17 protein-coding genes are annotated in these 17,357 nt (G+C 44.4%); 2 read left to right on the forward strand and 15 right to left on the reverse strand.

The window, feature by feature from the left end:
* Window positions 1-223: 223 nt before the first annotated feature.
* From MKY19_RS20480 to MKY19_RS20540, 13 genes are all read right to left on the reverse strand, one after another.
* On the reverse strand, window positions 224-1,762 hold the full coding sequence (locus MKY19_RS20480; protein ID WP_339804414.1) for an MDR family MFS transporter: 1,539 nt from the start codon (window positions 1,760-1,762) through the stop codon (window positions 224-226).
* A 46-nt stretch (window positions 1,763-1,808) separates the two neighbouring features.
* Complete coding sequence (locus tag MKY19_RS20485) at window positions 1,809-2,465, reverse strand: hypothetical protein (RefSeq protein ID WP_076284617.1); 657 nt, start codon at window positions 2,463-2,465, stop codon at window positions 1,809-1,811.
* Window positions 2,462-3,145, reverse strand: coding sequence for a hypothetical protein (locus tag MKY19_RS20490; RefSeq protein WP_339266096.1), 684 nt, complete (start codon window positions 3,143-3,145; stop codon window positions 2,462-2,464). The genes MKY19_RS20485 and MKY19_RS20490 overlap by 4 nt, the downstream gene beginning before the upstream one ends.
* Window positions 3,146-3,156: 11 nt before the next feature.
* Window positions 3,157-3,801 (reverse strand): YhbD family protein, encoded by a 645-nt coding sequence (locus MKY19_RS20495; protein ID WP_076284615.1) that lies wholly within the window; start codon window positions 3,799-3,801, stop codon window positions 3,157-3,159.
* Window positions 3,802-4,132: 331 nt separating this feature from the next.
* Window positions 4,133-5,980 carry a fibronectin type III domain-containing protein gene (locus MKY19_RS20500; protein WP_339797322.1) on the reverse strand — a complete coding sequence of 616 codons (1,848 nt, stop codon included), beginning with the start codon at window positions 5,978-5,980 and terminating at the stop codon, window positions 4,133-4,135.
* Between the two features lie 322 nt (window positions 5,981-6,302).
* Window positions 6,303-6,911: a 50S ribosomal protein L25 gene (locus MKY19_RS20505; protein ID WP_052404365.1), complete on the reverse strand. Its 609-nt coding sequence runs from the start codon at window positions 6,909-6,911 to the stop codon at window positions 6,303-6,305.
* Window positions 6,912-7,121: 210 nt separating this feature from the next.
* A complete protein-coding gene (locus tag MKY19_RS20510) occupies window positions 7,122-8,087 on the reverse strand; it encodes an ABC transporter ATP-binding protein (RefSeq protein WP_042190014.1) in 966 nt (321 codons plus the stop codon).
* Complete coding sequence (locus MKY19_RS20515) at window positions 8,080-9,063, reverse strand: ABC transporter ATP-binding protein (RefSeq protein ID WP_339797327.1); 984 nt, start codon at window positions 9,061-9,063, stop codon at window positions 8,080-8,082. Before MKY19_RS20515 ends, MKY19_RS20510 begins: the two co-directional genes overlap by 8 nt.
* An 11-nt stretch (window positions 9,064-9,074) precedes the next feature.
* Window positions 9,075-9,998, reverse strand: coding sequence for an oligopeptide ABC transporter permease (gene opp4C / locus MKY19_RS20520; protein WP_339797330.1), 924 nt, complete (start codon window positions 9,996-9,998; stop codon window positions 9,075-9,077).
* A gap of 16 nt (window positions 9,999-10,014) precedes the next feature.
* Window positions 10,015-10,968 (reverse strand): ABC transporter permease, encoded by a 954-nt coding sequence (locus MKY19_RS20525; RefSeq protein ID WP_339242616.1) that lies wholly within the window; start codon window positions 10,966-10,968, stop codon window positions 10,015-10,017.
* Window positions 10,969-11,023: 55 nt separating this feature from the next.
* Window positions 11,024-12,772, reverse strand: a complete 1,749-nt coding sequence (locus MKY19_RS20530; RefSeq protein WP_339797334.1) for an ABC transporter substrate-binding protein — start codon at window positions 12,770-12,772, stop codon at window positions 11,024-11,026.
* A gap of 235 nt (window positions 12,773-13,007) precedes the next feature.
* A complete protein-coding gene (locus MKY19_RS20535) occupies window positions 13,008-13,910 on the reverse strand; it encodes a winged helix-turn-helix domain-containing protein (RefSeq protein WP_339797337.1) in 903 nt (300 codons plus the stop codon).
* A 410-nt stretch (window positions 13,911-14,320) separates the two neighbouring features.
* Window positions 14,321-14,602 (reverse strand): hypothetical protein, encoded by a 282-nt coding sequence (locus MKY19_RS20540; protein ID WP_339797339.1) that lies wholly within the window; start codon window positions 14,600-14,602, stop codon window positions 14,321-14,323.
* A gap of 187 nt (window positions 14,603-14,789) precedes the next feature.
* On the opposite strand from MKY19_RS20540, the gene MKY19_RS20545 reads away from it, so the two are divergent.
* Window positions 14,790-15,083 (forward strand): GNAT family N-acetyltransferase, encoded by a 294-nt coding sequence (locus MKY19_RS20545; RefSeq protein ID WP_042190028.1) that lies wholly within the window; start codon window positions 14,790-14,792, stop codon window positions 15,081-15,083.
* 83 nt (window positions 15,084-15,166) lie between these two features.
* A complete protein-coding gene (locus tag MKY19_RS20550; protein ID WP_076284608.1) occupies window positions 15,167-16,012 on the forward strand; it encodes a GNAT family N-acetyltransferase in 846 nt (281 codons plus the stop codon).
* A gap of 78 nt (window positions 16,013-16,090) precedes the next feature.
* Here MKY19_RS20550 and MKY19_RS20555 read toward each other — a convergent pair whose 3' ends face one another.
* Window positions 16,091-16,957, reverse strand: a complete 867-nt coding sequence (locus MKY19_RS20555) for a hypothetical protein (RefSeq protein ID WP_339797343.1) — start codon at window positions 16,955-16,957, stop codon at window positions 16,091-16,093.
* Window positions 16,872-17,324: a flavodoxin gene (locus MKY19_RS20560; protein WP_042190032.1), complete on the reverse strand. Its 453-nt coding sequence runs from the start codon at window positions 17,322-17,324 to the stop codon at window positions 16,872-16,874. The genes MKY19_RS20555 and MKY19_RS20560 overlap by 86 nt, the downstream gene beginning before the upstream one ends.
* Between the last annotated feature and the right edge of the window lie 33 nt (window positions 17,325-17,357).

Consider the following 17,357-nt stretch of genomic DNA (forward strand, 5'->3'; position numbering starts at 1 on the left):
TAGAGAGCAGAACGCCTTATCAGGGAAACCGTCAGATACTTGTGAACCAAATTCGCAGTACAATCGACCATTTTCTACCTGTTTGCGGGACTAGTGATGGAGGGCATATATGACTTTAGACAAAAAACGACCACCACTTAGGAAGTACCCGAAGTGGTGGTCGTTTTTTTATATGTCTATTTTCACTGAAACATAATCAAACGAATATTATCTAGACTACATGCTAATGCCCAGACGCCTGAACATCCCCCTCCGCAGAGGCATCCATCTTCTGACGTCCCATATAGAACGAAGCCAATAACGCTAAAGCTGCGGGAATTACCGCCCAAGCAAAGGTGTTTACAATGGATGAGGATAACCCAGCTGTAATCTTACCCAGAATTTCAGGTGGAATGAGCGCCCTAGTCTCAGGTGAGAGCAAAGCATGCGGATCTTTAAAATCCATAACTCCCGCCGGAGCCGCTCCTCCACCATTAGCCGAGAGTAGCTTGGTAAGACTGCCTGAGAAATAGTGACTTTGAATGATACCGAAGGTGGTAATGCCTATGGTCATGCCCAGTGAACGAATGAAATTCAGCGTTGCGCTGGCAGAGCCACGTTGCTGTGCGGTCAGTCCGTGAATGGATGCCGTACTTAGCACTGAGAATGAAGCACCAATCCCTAGCCCAATTAAAATCATATATAAAGTAACAAGCAGTCGTGAAGCTTCCGGCGTGAGTGTCGCTACAAGTCCAGTACCGATCACCAAAAGTGCGAATGTAGGAATCAGCAGGCTGCGGTAACTGGTTTTTGACATCAGAAATCCGCCCATCGTAGCTGTAACCACTGAGCCAACCATCATTGGTAGCAATACAAGTCCTGAATTTGTAGCTGATCCGCCCAATACCCCTTGAATAAAGATCGGAATATACACAGAAGCCACAATAAAGGCTGCACCGCTAAATAGTGCACAGATAATGCTCACCGCGTATAATCTTTTTTTAAACAAGGCAAAGGAAATAATCGGTTCTTTCGCTCTAGTCTCTACAACAAGAAACACTGCTGCAAGGATGGCAAAGGCTGCAAATAAACCAAAAATCATGGAAGAATTCCAAGCATACTCTTTCCCGCCTAGCTCCAGCGCAAACATTAAGCAAATGACTGAACCAAGCAGCGTACCCGCGCCCAACCAGTCAATGGGCTGTTTAGAATGCTCATGCGATTCTTTATAAAAGAATACGACCATCGCAAAAGCCAACAGTCCAAGGGGTAAGTTAATGTAAAATATCCACTGCCAAGCAATATGATCGGTAATATACGCACCCAGTAATGGACCAAATATACTCGACAATCCAAATACTGCTCCGAATGCCCCGCCGAGCTTGCCCCGCGTCTCCAGCGGAACAGCATCGAACATGATGGCAAAAGCGATTGGCACCAGCGCCCCACCACCAATGCCCTGAATAGCCCGGTACGCAGCTAACTGAGTTATTGTATCAGCCGTTCCACAGAGAGCCGAACCCGCCATGAATACGATAATTCCAAAAATAAAAAACTTCTTACGACCATACATATCAGACAGCTTGCCGAAAATGGGCATACCCGCCATCTCGGCTACGAGATAGGCTGATGTCACCCAGACAAATTTGTCCATTCCGCCAAGCTCCCCAACAATATTACCCATTGCAGTTGCAACGATGGTGCTGTCCATGGAGGCCATAAGAATTCCTAATAGGAGACCTGCGATTACAATACCCAGATTGGGCGATTTGGCAGCACTCATATGTTCCACTCCTCTTTTTCTCAAAAAAATGATTATACAATTCTCTTTATATCTTCACTTGATGCTTCACTGTTGCGTGCTTATGAACTTCTAGTGTATCGCGGAATTCCACCGTTTCAATTTCACAATCCGGACCAATGATTACACGTTCTCCCCTTACCATATTAGCCTTTGTATTGACCAGATCAATAGCATCGCCTTCGATTAGCCCCGCTTCAAACAGTATTTTCGAAGTTGGCTTCATCATATGCAGCAGTCTCCCCGTTTTACTCTTCTTAATGGTTAAGATACTACCCCCAACCTCCTTCGCACTACTTGGACCAAACAATTTAATCTCCAAATGCTCAGCACTAAGTAATCCAGCTACACTTAAGGCACCAGAAATTTGCAATTTTTCCCCTTCACAATCACCCTTCACATCCAAATTTCCGTAGAGATGAAGCTCATCGATTTTTACGGAGGCTGCTTTTATTTCACCCTGTCCACGTAAGGAATCCCCTTCAAGATTACCCTCGAGTGCAATTTCGCCAGTGATTTTCATTTGCTTCATATGCAGATTTCCAGCTATATTGGCATTTCCAGTCAGATTCATCTTCTCGCAATTCACATCTCCAGCGAATTTGCATTCTCCAGTGATCTTAACATCTTTGAAAGAACCACCGGCTGAAGATGTTGTTCCAATTATTTTCAGATTATCATTCACAGGGCCTTCTCCACCTTTCCAACCTTAGCCTCTGGATGCACTGTAATTTGTTCGCGATACTCTACCCGTCCGAGTGTACAGCCTGGGCCAATAATGACAATATTTCCTCTGATGATATCCGCAGTTGTATATTCTACATCTATAAAATCTCCCTCGATCGTTCGAGCACATAGCTCAGGTCGAAGTTTAGGGATGATTCCGCTAAACATCTTACTCCAAAACCCATTATTCACTTGCCGTATCACGAGGCTTTCCACACCAATTTCATTAGCCTTCCCTTGACTCTGCAGTTTGAAATCCACATGACCGGCACTTAGTAAACCACCAACACTAAAGCTACCTTCACCTACGAAATCCTCAAGTTCACAATCCCCTTTGATACTCACCATTCCGTTAAGGGTACAGCTTTCACCTCGAAAACTCTTACCTACATTAAGAACCCCATCCACCTTTAGGGTACCAAAACGCATATTACCCATCACTTTGATGACCCCGTTGCATTCTGCTTCTTCTGCTGCGAGATCATCATTCAAATTCATATGCCCATTTCCTTTAAACATTCGCGCCACAATCGGTCCGACTACTTTACCTACACCATCCATGTTTACGTTGTTGTAAGTACCTCCGGCCCCACCACTAACCCCGTTTATTATTAAATCAGGCAGCTGATTTTTGTCCATTACTCTTCCTCCTATTCAACAAGCTTGTAGGCAAGCTTACCTTTCAATTGTTCGATCAAATCTGCATATGTCATTTTACTGACTAATCTAACCCCTTCATCAAACCATAACTCCGCAGGCGCTTGTGCCAGAATGAAGGATGAAACCCCCATTTTCCGGACAAAAAACAACTCCCAGCTTCCACTCTCGAGCCTTGAAACTTTCTCCTGCAAAGTGCGAAACAGAAGCTCCGCCTCCTCCATACTCATTTCCCCAGCACTAAGCAGGCGGTCTACAGCGAATAAATGAACGAGCTCCTCAAAAGTATATTTACTTTCATCACCGAGACTTTCTCCAAATTTCCTCAGTGTTGTTGTCGAAACAATGTTACGTTCTATAATTTCCTTAGCAGTTAAACTCACCTTCTCAAAGGATGCCTTATCCGATAGCTTATCAGCCATTTCATCCAAAGAAAGCCCATCTTTCATATTCACAATGTTGTGAATTCGCGACAAGATCATCTCTTTAGGAAAAAAAGTCTCTTGTCCAGTAAAGGTAGATTTGCGAATAAACCATTCCTCGGGGATTAACTGCTTCCTTTTCCAGCGATACAATTGCCCATATGAAATACCGGTTAAATCCAGCAGTTGCTTCTTCGAAATCAAATCATCTTCCATATGCGATCACTCCTCGAAAACATCGTAACATAACACTGTTACGTTGTAAATAAAACACTCCCCCTTAAATCTCCTACTGAAACAAATCATTGCATTAAAGTTTCCCTCCAAGATTTTACGACACAAGAAAAGAGTGAACCTCCGTCTAGAGGAGGATCTTCGCTCTTTTACCCGCACTGTATTCTTTGATTTAAGCTAGGCTGTTGCTTCACTCTTCATTTAAAACAAAGAAAAGAAAGCCCTCCCGAGCCAATACTATGGCATCTGGGACAGCCTTCTTCATTTTACTTGCTCTATCTACAAATCTTATCGTTTAAGTCTTTCATTAACCTTACTGCACATAGGTATAATGAGCTGAATCATATTGTGGGCCGGATTTCTCATAAGTGAACCAGTACTCAATGCTGCTGCCAGCACTTAACCCACTCACAGTCTGTTTCCATGTACCTGAGCTATTGATCATCCGGTAATTAAGCTGTGGCCCCCCGTTAACCTTATAATGCACATCTACATAAAGAGCACTGGTTACAGGTGTAATATAAATGCTCGCTTCTGTTGAAGAAAGTCTCGTTACCCCTGCTGTAAAGTCAGCCGTCACATGATCACCGCCTCCGCTGCCTCCAGTGGGATTTGTAGTAACTGTTGCGGCATTACTAGCGGATGATAGATTACCCGCTGCATCCGTAGCTTTTACTGTAAACGTATAGGCTGTGCTTGGAGTTAGTCCAGTAACAGTAGCTGTAGTATCTGCCACAGAGGCTACCTGCTGTGTTCCGCGATAAACGAGATATCCCGTTACACCAACATTATCAGTTGAAGCAGACCAGCTCAGGTTAACTGCTGTATCCGTCTTGCTGGTTACTGTCAGATTAGCAGGTGTAGTAGGTGCTATCGTGTCTCCAGTATTACCACCACCCGTCAAGTATTGCCCGGTGAATGGGTTAAATCGATGCAGGGATAGAATTAACCAACCCGTGCTGGACACGCAGTTTTGCTGCGCCATCACCCAATAGCTGTTGCTGGTCCCTTTCAGTGAGTACGGGATTCCCCCAAGCGAAGCGCCGCTTGTGCCTTGTTTTTTAATAATTTCAGTGTTAATGGCATCCGCTTTGGATACATTGCCTTGCATAAAGTAGGCGAGCGACATAAATGCGCTTCCTTCAAACCATACATCAGCACCCGTGTTACCGATTTGATTCCCGTTATCGTCATATGCGGGTAAAACTTCATCCGTCCAGTCAAAATCATAGCCGGTCAGCGTATTCCCAGCATCATTGTAAGTAAGCGTCTGCTTGTAACGCGGATTTGCAAGGGTCCCCGGGGTGCCGGAGGCATTTTCAACATAGGCTAAGCTTGTTCCATAGTTATGCGTTCCGGATACGCCTAAAGCCAGTACTCCCCATGGATTCACGTCCAATGGAATTTTAGGGTCAATCAGATTCGTATCGTTTTTCCAGCCTCCCTTGAAGCGTTTGACACTGTCATCCCACACATAATTATCCAGGAAGGTTTTGACTCCAGAAGCTGCGCTATTGTATGTGGCAGCCTTTGAGGAATCCACCGAAGCATAATACTGCAGCACCCGGTAAATATCGATATTATGCTCGGTTGAGCTCCAAGGCTCATCAGAGTTACTCCAAGCACTCCATCCTCCTGCGATACTGCCATTTGCTTTTTTATACTGTAAGCTCCAATCGAGCGCTTTGAGCGCCATCGGACGATATCGCGTGTCATTATATTGCTTTTCATAAGCCATAGCTGCCATTGCCATCCATACAACCGGTCCCACATGTTTACGGATTTCTTCTCCGAAGCCATTGTTATACCAATAAGAATTCAGCCAGAAACCTGAAGGGTCCTGAATGTCCCGCATTTTGTTCAAAACCTGCTCTGCCCGCGTCCGTTCACCCTTTACAATAAAGGCGATAGCTGCAACCGCTTGATCATACGTGTATACAATCTGTTTGGGGTTGTTTGGTCCCCAGAAATCTTCAAAGCTATCTACCAAGCCTTCAAAAGCATATCCCGCCGTTGCATCCTGTTGGGCCTTCAGCCAGACTAAAGCACGATTTGAAGCATCACTTGTGGCATCTGCACTCGCTTTTCCACCAAAAGGTAGAGCTACCCCAAGCACCAACAGACTTGTCATTAAAATCGAAAACAGCTTCCTCATCTTCATAACTTTCCTCCTCATAATCATGATGAACTGGGCAATGAGAGTTCTTTGAAGCATAATACTAAAGCGTTTTCAAACAGCGACAACAGGAACTTTTGAATTCTTTACCATGGTAATTGTCCTCATTTTCAGCCTTCGCGGCCAATTCGTCAACGATTTTCTGTAAAATTTTAACTAAATGAGGCGAAACAACCATAAATTCCATTTAAGAAACTATACGAAAGACCGCACTTATTTTATTAATTCGTGTTCACGAAGACAAAACAAAAAGAGCAGACAGCTCCTTGGGTAGGATTCTATCTGCTCTTATGATTTAATAACTATTCTATTCAGCTTTATCTTCACCAGAAGCTTCGACTGCAGCTGGTTCAGCAGCATCTTCATCGGTTGGCTCTTGAGCTGCTGGAGGTGCGATCCGGACAATCAAAGTGTCCTCAGGCGTCAATACTTCCCAGCCTTCATGCTTCGGAAGATCAGACACCAGCAATTGATCACCAATATCTAGTCCACTGAGATCCACCTCAAAGGATGCCGTTAATTTATCTGGAAGTGTGCGAATATCCAGCTCATGCAATTCAATTTGCTGCACGCCGCCACTCTTCACACCTACTGGATCACCTGTAAAGTGGAATGCCACTTTTGTATCCAATTTAGCCTTCATATCAATTTGTTGAAAATCAATATGCAGCAGTTGTTTGGATACTGGCTGACGCTGGATTTCTTGGATGACAACGTTCTTTTTACCCGAGTCTGGTAATTCCAAGGTTAATACTGCCCGAGGGTTATTAGCCAAAATCCCGGTAATTGTCTTAGCATCCGCTGTAAAGGACTGGCTATCTGAACCTGCACCGTACACGACTACCGGTACAAAGCCTTTTCTGCGCTGTGAAGAAGTCGAGCCGGATCTTTCTGTCAAACGTACTGTTGTATTCACGATGATTCCTCCTAAGTAGGGATTTTATACTAGACCGATTAGATATGTACGTCTAACCTAACCACTCTCTATTACCCCATTAACCTGGCTTCGAAACCCTCTAAGACTTTTTGTGCTCAGGCAAAAATAAGGTCAAATTGTATTATTATACAATTCAACATTAATTATTCAAGACTTAGGAGCGAATCGTCATTATATCTTTGACAGCTATCAGACCAAATGACAAGCTACAAAGTGGTTATTGCCAGCATCCCGGAATTCCGGAATTTCAGATCTGCAAACCTCTTGAGCATAGGGACACCGTGTATGGAATTTACAGCCAGAAGGAGGGTTCACCGGACTTGGAATATCCCCCTTAAGGACAATTCTTTCCCTTTTCAGCTTGGGAATAGGTATTGGAACAGCTGATAGCAATGCCTTGGTATACGGGTGAAGCGGATTCTTAAATAATTCATCTCTAGAAGCCGTCTCCATCATAGATCCCAGATACATAACACCGATTCTTGAACATAAATGCTCAACCACACTCAAATCATGGGAGATAAACAAATAGGTGAGCCCACGGCTCTGCTGCAGCTTACTAAATAAATTAATAATCTGTGCTTGGATGGACACATCCAAGGCCGAGACTGGCTCGTCTGCAATGATTAGCTCTGGATTCAGCACAAGCGCACGCGCGATTCCGATCCGTTGTCGCTGTCCTCCTGAGAATTCATGCGGAAAGCGATCAATATGATAAGAGGATAAACCACATGCCTCAAGCGCCTCAAGCACCCGATCACGAACCTCTGATTTTGAGCATAAGCCATGATCCAGTAAAGCTTCTCCGATAGCATCTCCTATGCGGACCCGAGGGTTAAGTGAGCTATACGGGTCTTGAAAGATTAGCTGCATTTGGGGTCTGATATTTCGCAATTCAGCGGGAGACAAAGAATGAATGTCTATCCCTTTGAATTTGATCTCGCCTGCCGTTTTATCCGTTAGCCGTAAAATCGTCCGTCCGACTGTACTCTTCCCGCTCCCGGATTCTCCTACAAGCCCAAACGTCTCCCCTGGCTGAAGCGTGATGCTAATATCATCAACGGCTTTTACATGCCCAACCGTGCGGTTAAGCAATCCCTTGGTAACAGGGAAATATTTCTTCAGATGATTGACCTCAAGCAATGCCTCAGGCATGAACAACCGCCTCCTCATACAACCAGCAAGCTACCTTTTGTCTGCTGGCCACTTCTTTAAGCTGGGGCTGCTTGCTGACACATACAGGCATGCAATGCTCACAGCGGTCATGAAAATAGCAAGAAGGTACCAACTCAAGCGGATTTGGCACTTGGCCTGGTATGGAATACAGCTCATCCTGCCGCTGATTGATAACTGGCTTCGATTTGAGCAGCCCTTTCGTATAAGGGTGTTTGGGATTGTTGAACAATTCAACAACCTCCCCCTCCTCCACAATCTTTCCGGAGTACATAACAATCACGTAATCGGCCATCTCTGCGACTACACCCAGATCATGGGTGATTAATAGAATAGACATGCCGGAGTTGTCTTTAATTTCACGAAGCATATCCAGAATTTGTGCTTGAATCGTTACATCCAGCGCCGTTGTCGGTTCATCTGCAATCAATAGCTTTGGACTGCAGGCGATAGCAATAGCGATCATTATCCGCTGCAGCATCCCTCCACTTAATTCATGTGGATAACTATCAGCAATTTGCTCAGGTCGTGATATGCCAACCTGTTTTATTAGTTCAATCGCCCGGATACGCGCCTGCTTCTTATTCATCTTCAAATGCACGATCAACGGCTCCATAATTTGTTCACCGATCTTGATTACAGGATTAAGAGAGGACATGGGCTCCTGGAAGATCATCGCGATCTCGTTGCCACGGATGGCTCGCAGTGTGTTTTTGTCCATTTGCAACAAATCTTCACCCTGAAAATCAATTTTGCCATGGGTTACCTTGCCCCCTGGCTCTTCAACAAGACCCATGATGGACATCGCAGTTACACTTTTGCCGCAGCCCGATTCTCCGACGATACAGACCGTCTCTCCTTCACGGACACGGAAGCTTACATCATCAACGGCTTTCACTTTTCCTTCTTCCGTGAAGAAGTATGTACTTAGACCGTCTATATTCATTAAATCACTCATGTGAGGGTCACCTACCTCTTCTGTTTAGGATCAAGTACGTCCCGGAGTCCGTCACCAAAAATATTGATCGCGATTACTGTCGCGAAGATGGATAGCCCAGGTGGAATCCACAGCCACGGCCGATCCTTGAAGTCGATCATATTATTCGCTGCGTCAATCATATTGCCCCAGGTTGGCGTTGGCGGCATAACACCTAGCCCAAAAAAGCTAAGAACCGATTCACTCAGAATAGCGCCACCGATGTTGAGCGTTGCCATAACGATCAGCAGCGGGATAATGTTCGGCAGCAAATGGTTAAATAATTTACGCCGATCCCGAAGGCCTAATACTATAGCTGCTTGCATAAACTCACGTTCTCGCAGACTAAGCATTTGCCCCCGTACCATACGCGCCATACCTGGCCAGCTCACAATGCTGAGCATAAGCATAACGATATACATCCGGTAGTCCGTTGGAATCTTCCACTCTGATAATAATGCTCCAAAAATAAAAAGCAGCGGCAAACTCGGAACCGTCAATAAAAGATCCGCAATCCGCATTATGATTTGATCGGCGATTCCGCGGTAATACCCAGCTATGGCTCCCAAAAGAGCCCCGATAAACACTGAAAGAACCATTGATGCCAGTCCTACCGTTAGTGAAATGCGTCCTGCCTGCATCACCCGGGTCAAAATATCTCTACCCAGCGCGTCAGTGCCAAGCCAATGCTTCATATCTGGGGCCTTGTTCATCAGTGCCATATTTATTTTGTTATCCGTATAGGGTGAGAACAGCGGGCCAATAAAACAAAGCGCAAACATAAAGATCACTACCACAAACCCGGATACCGCCAGCTTGTTCTTCAGCAACCTCCGAAGGGATTGCCGGAATAAAGAGGATTTTCCTTTGGTGGTCTGGGGTTTCGAGATACCCGCTACATTACTTTGAACTGCCACGTCAGCTTCCTCCTCTCTATAGCCGAACTCTAGGATCGGCAATCCGGTACAAAACATCCGAAAGCAACGTTCCTATGACGGTAAGTATGGCAATAAACATCGTAAAGCCCATCAGCAAAGGATAATCCCTAAGTCCGAAGGACTGCATATACAGCTGGCCTATCCCAGGCCAATTGAATATTTTTTCAATAATAAGTGATCCGCCAAATAGTGCTGGAAGCTCGAAACCAACCAGTGTAATTGCGGGCAGCAAGGCATTACGTAAGGCGTGTGTAAATAGCACCTTTCGTTCTTTTAAGCCTTTGGCACGGGCGGTGCGGATATAATCCTGTTTTAAGACATCGATCATATTACTGCGGAAATAACGGGTGAGTGAGCCCAATCCAAGTAGAGTCATAACAACAACCGGAAGGGTCATATGCGTTACAATCTCCTTAAAATACGCCAGACCCGTAGCATTACTACCTGTCGTGATTATTCCACCCGGAGGGAGCCACTTGAGATCGACGGCCAGGATTTTGATCAGGAATAAGCCTATAAAAAATGACGGCAGCGACATTGCTGCGAATATAGCGATCATCACGAGTGTATCGAACCAGGAATATTGCTTATAAGCTGAAATCACACCAATAATAACTGCAATCACCCACGTCAGAAACGTGGAAACGGCAGCCAGTAAAAAGGAATTCCAAATATAATCATTAAAAAGCTGCAGCACAGGCTTCTGTTGGGCTAAGGAATACCCGAAATCGCCATGCAGCGCATTCTTCATCCAGATTCCATACCGCTCAAGCATCGGCTTGTTCAAGCCGTAAATCTCACGCAGCTCAGCTTTACGTTCTGCAGTCAGTTTGATATTTCCAGTTATGAAATCGCCGGGGGTTGATGCATACAGGCAGAAGATCAATAATGATGCCGCAAATAAGATAATGACCATGTACAACAGTCTTTTCGATAAATAAGCGCTCATGACAGACTCCTTATGATTTGTCCCCTGCTCATCAGAGCAGGGGACACTGGATTATTTATTTCAGGCTCCAAGTTGGCAGACTGCCAGCAAGACCGATGAACGGGCTGACCGATAGATTCTCAATACGTCCGTTATAGGCGTATACAGTCTTTTTGTAACTTGTGAAAATAATAGGCAGTTCATCATTGAAGAGCTGATACAGCTCTTTGTATACCGCTTTGCGTGCTTCAATATCAGTAGTAGCTAAGGCTTTATTGTATAGCTCCAGGAATTTCGGATTGTCATAATCCGTGATTTCTCCATCGAAGAATTGCATAAACCCGTCAGCCGGATCAGTTAACATACTAGTGGAGAAGGATACAAGATCGTAGTCCCCGCCTTCTACCTTAGATACCAAAGAGTTAAAGTCTGCAAAAACCTCAGGCTGGAAATCGATACCCAGTGCTTCAAAATTCTCTTTAGCTACAGCAATGAAAATATCTGTGTTTTTGCTCTTAGAGCCGAGGTAGTGAATGGTAAGCGGTTTGCCATCTTTTTCACGGATACCACCCGCGCCTACTGTCCAGCCTGCTTCATCCAGCAATTGTTTTGCTTTTTCTGGATCATATTTGTAAGGATTAATGCCTTCCTCCGTGTAAGACCAAGAGATAGGGGATGCCGGGATGTTGGCAATTGAGCCTGCACCCTGCGCTGCATCTACATAAATACTCTGACGATCCAGACCGTACACAATGGCTTGACGTACAAGCTTATCCTTGAGCTGTTCATGCTTCAGATTGACTTGCAAATAACCATAGGTGCTTGGAGTGTAAGGAATAATATTCACAAAACCGAGCGCCTTCAGCTTCTCGATATTCTCGTCTGTCGCACTAAAAGAAGCGTAGTCTACCTCACCTGTTTCTACGAACTGCCATACATCGCCTTCCGTAGTTTTATAAATGAAATGCTCCGTCTTTGGTTTACCTTTGAAATAATTCTCATTCGCTACAAAACGCACTTCTTGCCCCGGAATAAATTTCTCCAGCTTGTAAGGTCCATCTCCAAGTGGCTTCTCATGCAGCTTCTTGATGTATTCAAGATCTCCAAATTTATAGTCCTTGCCATAGTAAGCTTTCGACAGAACATTCGAGCCGAGCTGTACCAGCGCTGTTGCGTTTGGTTGCTCAAGTGTCACTGAGATCGTCTGTGGATCAATCACTTTAATCCCTTCTATCGCTGTAGAAGTACCTTCTTTATAGGCTTTGCCGCCTTTAACATTTAGTGATGGGAGCTGTGAGCTACCGTCATACGATTTGTCGTATTGTATCGTCCAAGTAAACGCTACGTCATCCGCTGTCAATGGTGAACCGTCGCTGAATTTTAGATCTTTTCTCAAGTGGAACGTGTATGTAAGCTGATCATCCGAAACATCCCAGCTCTCTGCAAGTTCCGGTGTTGGAACGCCTTTATCGTCTACAGTTACGAGAGAAGCATATAGCAGTGAGGATACATTTCCATCATAACCACTTTGCTGAAAATACGGAGTAAAAGCTCCGCTTGGGTCCGTTAACCCTACGATAATGGTGTCTGTACGTTTCTGTGCAACTGCTGGAAGTTTGGACAAATCGGTTGCGGTAAAAGGCTCGCTTAGCGCACCCGCAGGAACAGTCTCTGCCGGAGTTGTTGCTTCCACATTGGTTGAATTGGACCCTGCAGCCGCGTTGTTACCAGACGAGGATTCGTTATTACTGTTGTTAGCGCAAGCAGAAAGTAACAGTGAACCCGTAAGCAGTAATGAAGTGATTACAATCGCATTTTTTCTCATGTACCTATCTCCCTTTTCTCTCTAATAGAATAATAACTATAATTCCTACCTGTTAAGTATGAATAACTTCTGATGTTCATTATAGAAAGGTTTTCGAGTTCTGTAAAGAGAGAACTTTAAAAAAATTCTCTATAAACAGAATCAAATGAAAATTAAGACAACTAAAAAAAGCCAAAACCCTCTCTGCATAAGAGAATTCTGACTTTTAGATGGTTATTTTTTTTTTGTGAAATGATTATTTTAAATACTCAAATAGCTGCTCATTCATCCGATGAATGCCTTCCAGGCGTAGACTATATCCGGTGACATTCTCCCCTTCAATATAGGCATGAAGCAAACCTGCACAACGAAGATTAAAAATATGATCGTGAACAATCCCCTTAGAGATTCCCGCATGCTTAACAATTTCGGTGAATGTTTTGCGACCACCGCTAAGAGCATGGAGAATTTTCAGGCGGCTTTTTTCACCCAGACTACGAATGGCTCTATACATAAAAGGTGAAATTTCCTCGTTCTCCATCGAAATCCAGGCCGCATAATGACAGATTGTTAATTCACCGTAGCAATAGATAATATTAGCAGGCTGAAAATGATACTGTGGAATTAATACAAGCTTCTTAAGCCCATCAGTAGGCATGAAATAGAATCCGTTGGTCGTTTTGTTCACAAAATCAGCAGTATCCAGTTCATTAAGCTCCATGTTCTTCAAATCCGTATGCTCCTGTAATTTGCTTAGAATCGCAGGATTGCATTGACTAAAGTACTGGCGGTTCCATTCGGAGAGTAAAAATACTACGCGATTACGGTAATCCTCCATATGGCTTGGAAATACCTTTACATATTTTGATAAGGTCTCATATAACTCGCCAACTGTTAACCCTTCAATCCAGTTCAGTACACTGTCTACATCATCCTTGAATGGACAACAGTAAATGAGCAGATTCAACATTTTCCATTCATTGTTTAATTCAGTTTCCTTCAGACGGGATAATAGTTCCTCACTTAGGGTGCTTTCAATTTCAGTAACCCACGCTACCCCTAGGTCAATCTTCTTATAGGATTTTTTGCAGAGATAAGTATGTAAGCTATTCAATAACTCATAAATCGATCCAAATTCAACCTCAACTTTGTATTCCACAATGATTCCTCCTGCTAGCGGTTCTTTTCAGTAGTGAGATATTCTCTTAATCTTATTGTATTATCCTGAGAATACGCAAGCTACTTTATAAACGGGAGTGTATAAAAATTCACTGACTGCTGCTTGACTACTGTTTGAATGCAGAATTTATTTTCATCTCCTTTGATTTTGAGATTGCGAGAGTCTAAAAGGGAATTGCTACTCATATGCAGCAGGACATTACAGTTCGGCTCCATCGGTGAACACATACCCTCACGATGTTGCTATCGGGCACAGTGGACCTTATAAGCAGTATCCCCCCAATTTGGGGTTCTATCGGACTCCATAGGCGTTATTGGCATAGAAATCGCCTAATTTGTGCTTTTTCCTAAGGAATAGCTGCAATGGAGTCTGAAACTTTACTCAAACGGCTAAAAATTTGCAAATAACGTCATCTGAGTCCGAAAGCTCCAATGGATGATTATGATAACAGGAGTTTTGGCACGCTGAGGTCTCAAGGATTCCCATGAGTCCGGCTGTCCTGGATGTTCCTGCGTCAGAGTGCCAGGAATGTCTGGGCCGGCTTGCGTATCCAGCACACCAGCTTGTCCAGAAATTCTAGTCCCCCACCTTCTCGGCTCGCCAAAAGTCACTCGATCACGTCTGCCTCCTGTCCCCATTCCGCAAAGCCAGACTACTTGCAGAACAAACATTACAAAGCAACTGCCTTGAGTAACATGAGCGCATCATTCACACCAATAATCCTAACTTCCTCGATAAATCCATCTATGGAACGCCATCAAACGTCCAGGGCGAGCAATCAATCTGCTTCGTTCCTCGCTTTTTGCAAATCATGGTAGTAAAATATAGGCAATAACATTTTAGGAGTGAAGCCATAAGATGCAAATTCAAACTGGAACAGGACGTTTTTTTGTTGCGAATGACGGTAAGGACCTTGCCGAGATCACATACAGTTTGGATAAAGATGCTGGGGAATTGGTCATTGACCACACTCGTGTCTCTGAGGAACTGCGCGGTCAAGGTACCGGTGAAGAACTTGTACGGGCTGTTGTAGATAAGGCTCGAAATGAAAATTTGAAAATTGTTCCTGTGTGCTCCTATGCAGCTCATCAATTTGAGAAGCATCCGGAGTATAAGGACGTGCTGAGCGGGAACACAGGCGAGCGAGACTGATCTCCGTTCCCGTTTCCGTGAAGCTTTATTAACCTATTCGAACTAATACACTTAGTTCAAATACACTTTAGGAGGAAACGGGTTTGACTACTACTGATACTTTGAGAAATATAGAAGAATTACAAGAACGCTGTGAGCAATATGATGGAATTTCACTGAAATTGAATTGGGATATGCTTCGCCAGCCATCAAGCGTAGGAGATACGGAATGGCTCGTGACATATGAAGATGATTTACTCGTCGGCTTCTTAGGACTTTATGGATTTGGAAGCGATATGGAGGTCTGTGGCATGGTTCGACCAGGCTACCGCCGACGGGGCATCTTCACCTCACTGTGGAACCGAGCGCAAACTATTATCAAACGAGGCAATGTTGATACCCTACTTCTAAACGCTCCTGCTGCCTCATCATCTGGTGTAGCATTCCTTCAAACGCTACCACTAGAGTTTAATCACGCGGAATACCAAATGAAATGGGGCGGAAATTCGGTTGCTTCTTCTGAAGCAAGCTCAGCCACAGGGACTGTGATCTTACGCCCTGCTCGTGAAGACGAAGCCCCAATTCTCGTTGAGCTGGATTGTGGAGGCTTTGACATAAAGACTGAAGATGCTGCCGAACTCTATGACCTGCAGAAACAGGAAGGCCTGCAAGAACATATTATGATCGAAATGGACGGACAACCTGTTGGTAAAATGCGGCTGTGGACCGAAGATAATGAAACCTGGATTTATGGATTTACTGTCAGCAAGAAGCTACGGGGGCTAGGCATTGGACGAAGTGCACTTCTTCAAACGATCGAACGAGAACGTAAAAACTATAATGGAATTAATCTCGAGGTCGCTCTAGATAATCCCAATGCGCTTAAGCTATATGAAAGCTGTGGCTTTATCATTCAGAATAAACAGGATTATTACCGTTATATCGGCTAATCCATAGAATTAAAGCCTCCTGTCTAATGGGCGTTCTCGCCTGTAGAGCAGGAGGCCTTATTTTATTATTAGGAGTAATCACATCAGCCCAAAGCCTCCAACATTAGCTTCGCCTCTATCATTTCTACGGTCGCTACAGTTTAATGAGCCATCAGCGTGCACTTCCTGCTCCAGAAATACAGATAACAATCGAACATAATCCAAAGACTCCTTATACGGGACTGCATTTCCCTTGTGAGAGTATTTACGACCCTCTAGCAAGGAGTAGATTTCCACGGTCTCCGCAGGTTCACCGTAAGCCGCATAACAAAAGACGTTTGTCATATGCAAAAAGCCCGCAATAGTATCCTCATTGCCATTCACCATAAATTTCTGAATGTTCAGGCTTCGACCATTCTGAGTAGAATTCCAAGCTAATTGAGTAATCATCGAAAGCTCCAAGCTCAGCTCCGGGACTGGCACATACCACTGCTCGTATAGCATTACCGGAATTTCCAGTAAATGATTGGTCGAAACGATACGCATTAGTTCATCCGCTATACTCGTCTTGATATCCCAATATTGCAGTAATGAAGGAAAAGCATCCCCCCTAGGTGGCCAACGACGCTCTAACAGAAATTGTATCGGTGTCTCCCTTCGAACTTCAGGCAGCAAACTATAAAAGTCGTTAAGTGTATGCCCTACAGCATATTGAACCTGCTGGCGCCAGCGTGGGAGCCCGGTCGCTGGAGCTCCGCTTGATAAATTCTCGGCCCCTCCAAGCATAATGTGCTCCACTCGATAATCATGCAGTCGTTTATATGGAGGCGTATGTAAATTCACTTGTTTCTTCATCCAACTTCCCGCTGGCCCGCCCATCCTATGATGCCACCATACAAGCTTCGATAAATTGACGACCGAATTGACGGCAAGCTTCTTTTTCAGCAGCGTTCGGGCCATATTCAATCTTAAGACTATCCTGTAATATCACAGCTCCACGTTCCTTTAACTTCTCCACGAATAAGTCCACGGCTCCACAATAAATCGCGTAACCTGTGTCTCCACTGCCAAAAACTGCTGATTTCATAGCGGTCAAATCAAGCTCATCCATCTCCTCATAGAAATCAAGAGCTTCATCAGGTAGCTCACCATCTCCCCAAGTGTATGCTCCTAACAGAACGCCTTCATATGAATTTATCTCAACCGCGTTACATTCAGTGACCGATTTCAAAACGGCTTCACCGCCTGCTTGGCGTATTCCCTCTACAATCAATTCAGCCATTTCCTCAGTGTTTCCAGTTAGACTGGCGTATGCCACTAGCACTTTAGTCATCTTTCTGTTCCTCCCATTACTAAACATAAAATT

Origin of the sequence: Paenibacillus sp. FSL R5-0744, from assembly GCF_037972555.1 — a bacterium.
Classification (GTDB): domain Bacteria; phylum Bacillota; class Bacilli; order Paenibacillales; family Paenibacillaceae; genus Paenibacillus_AQ.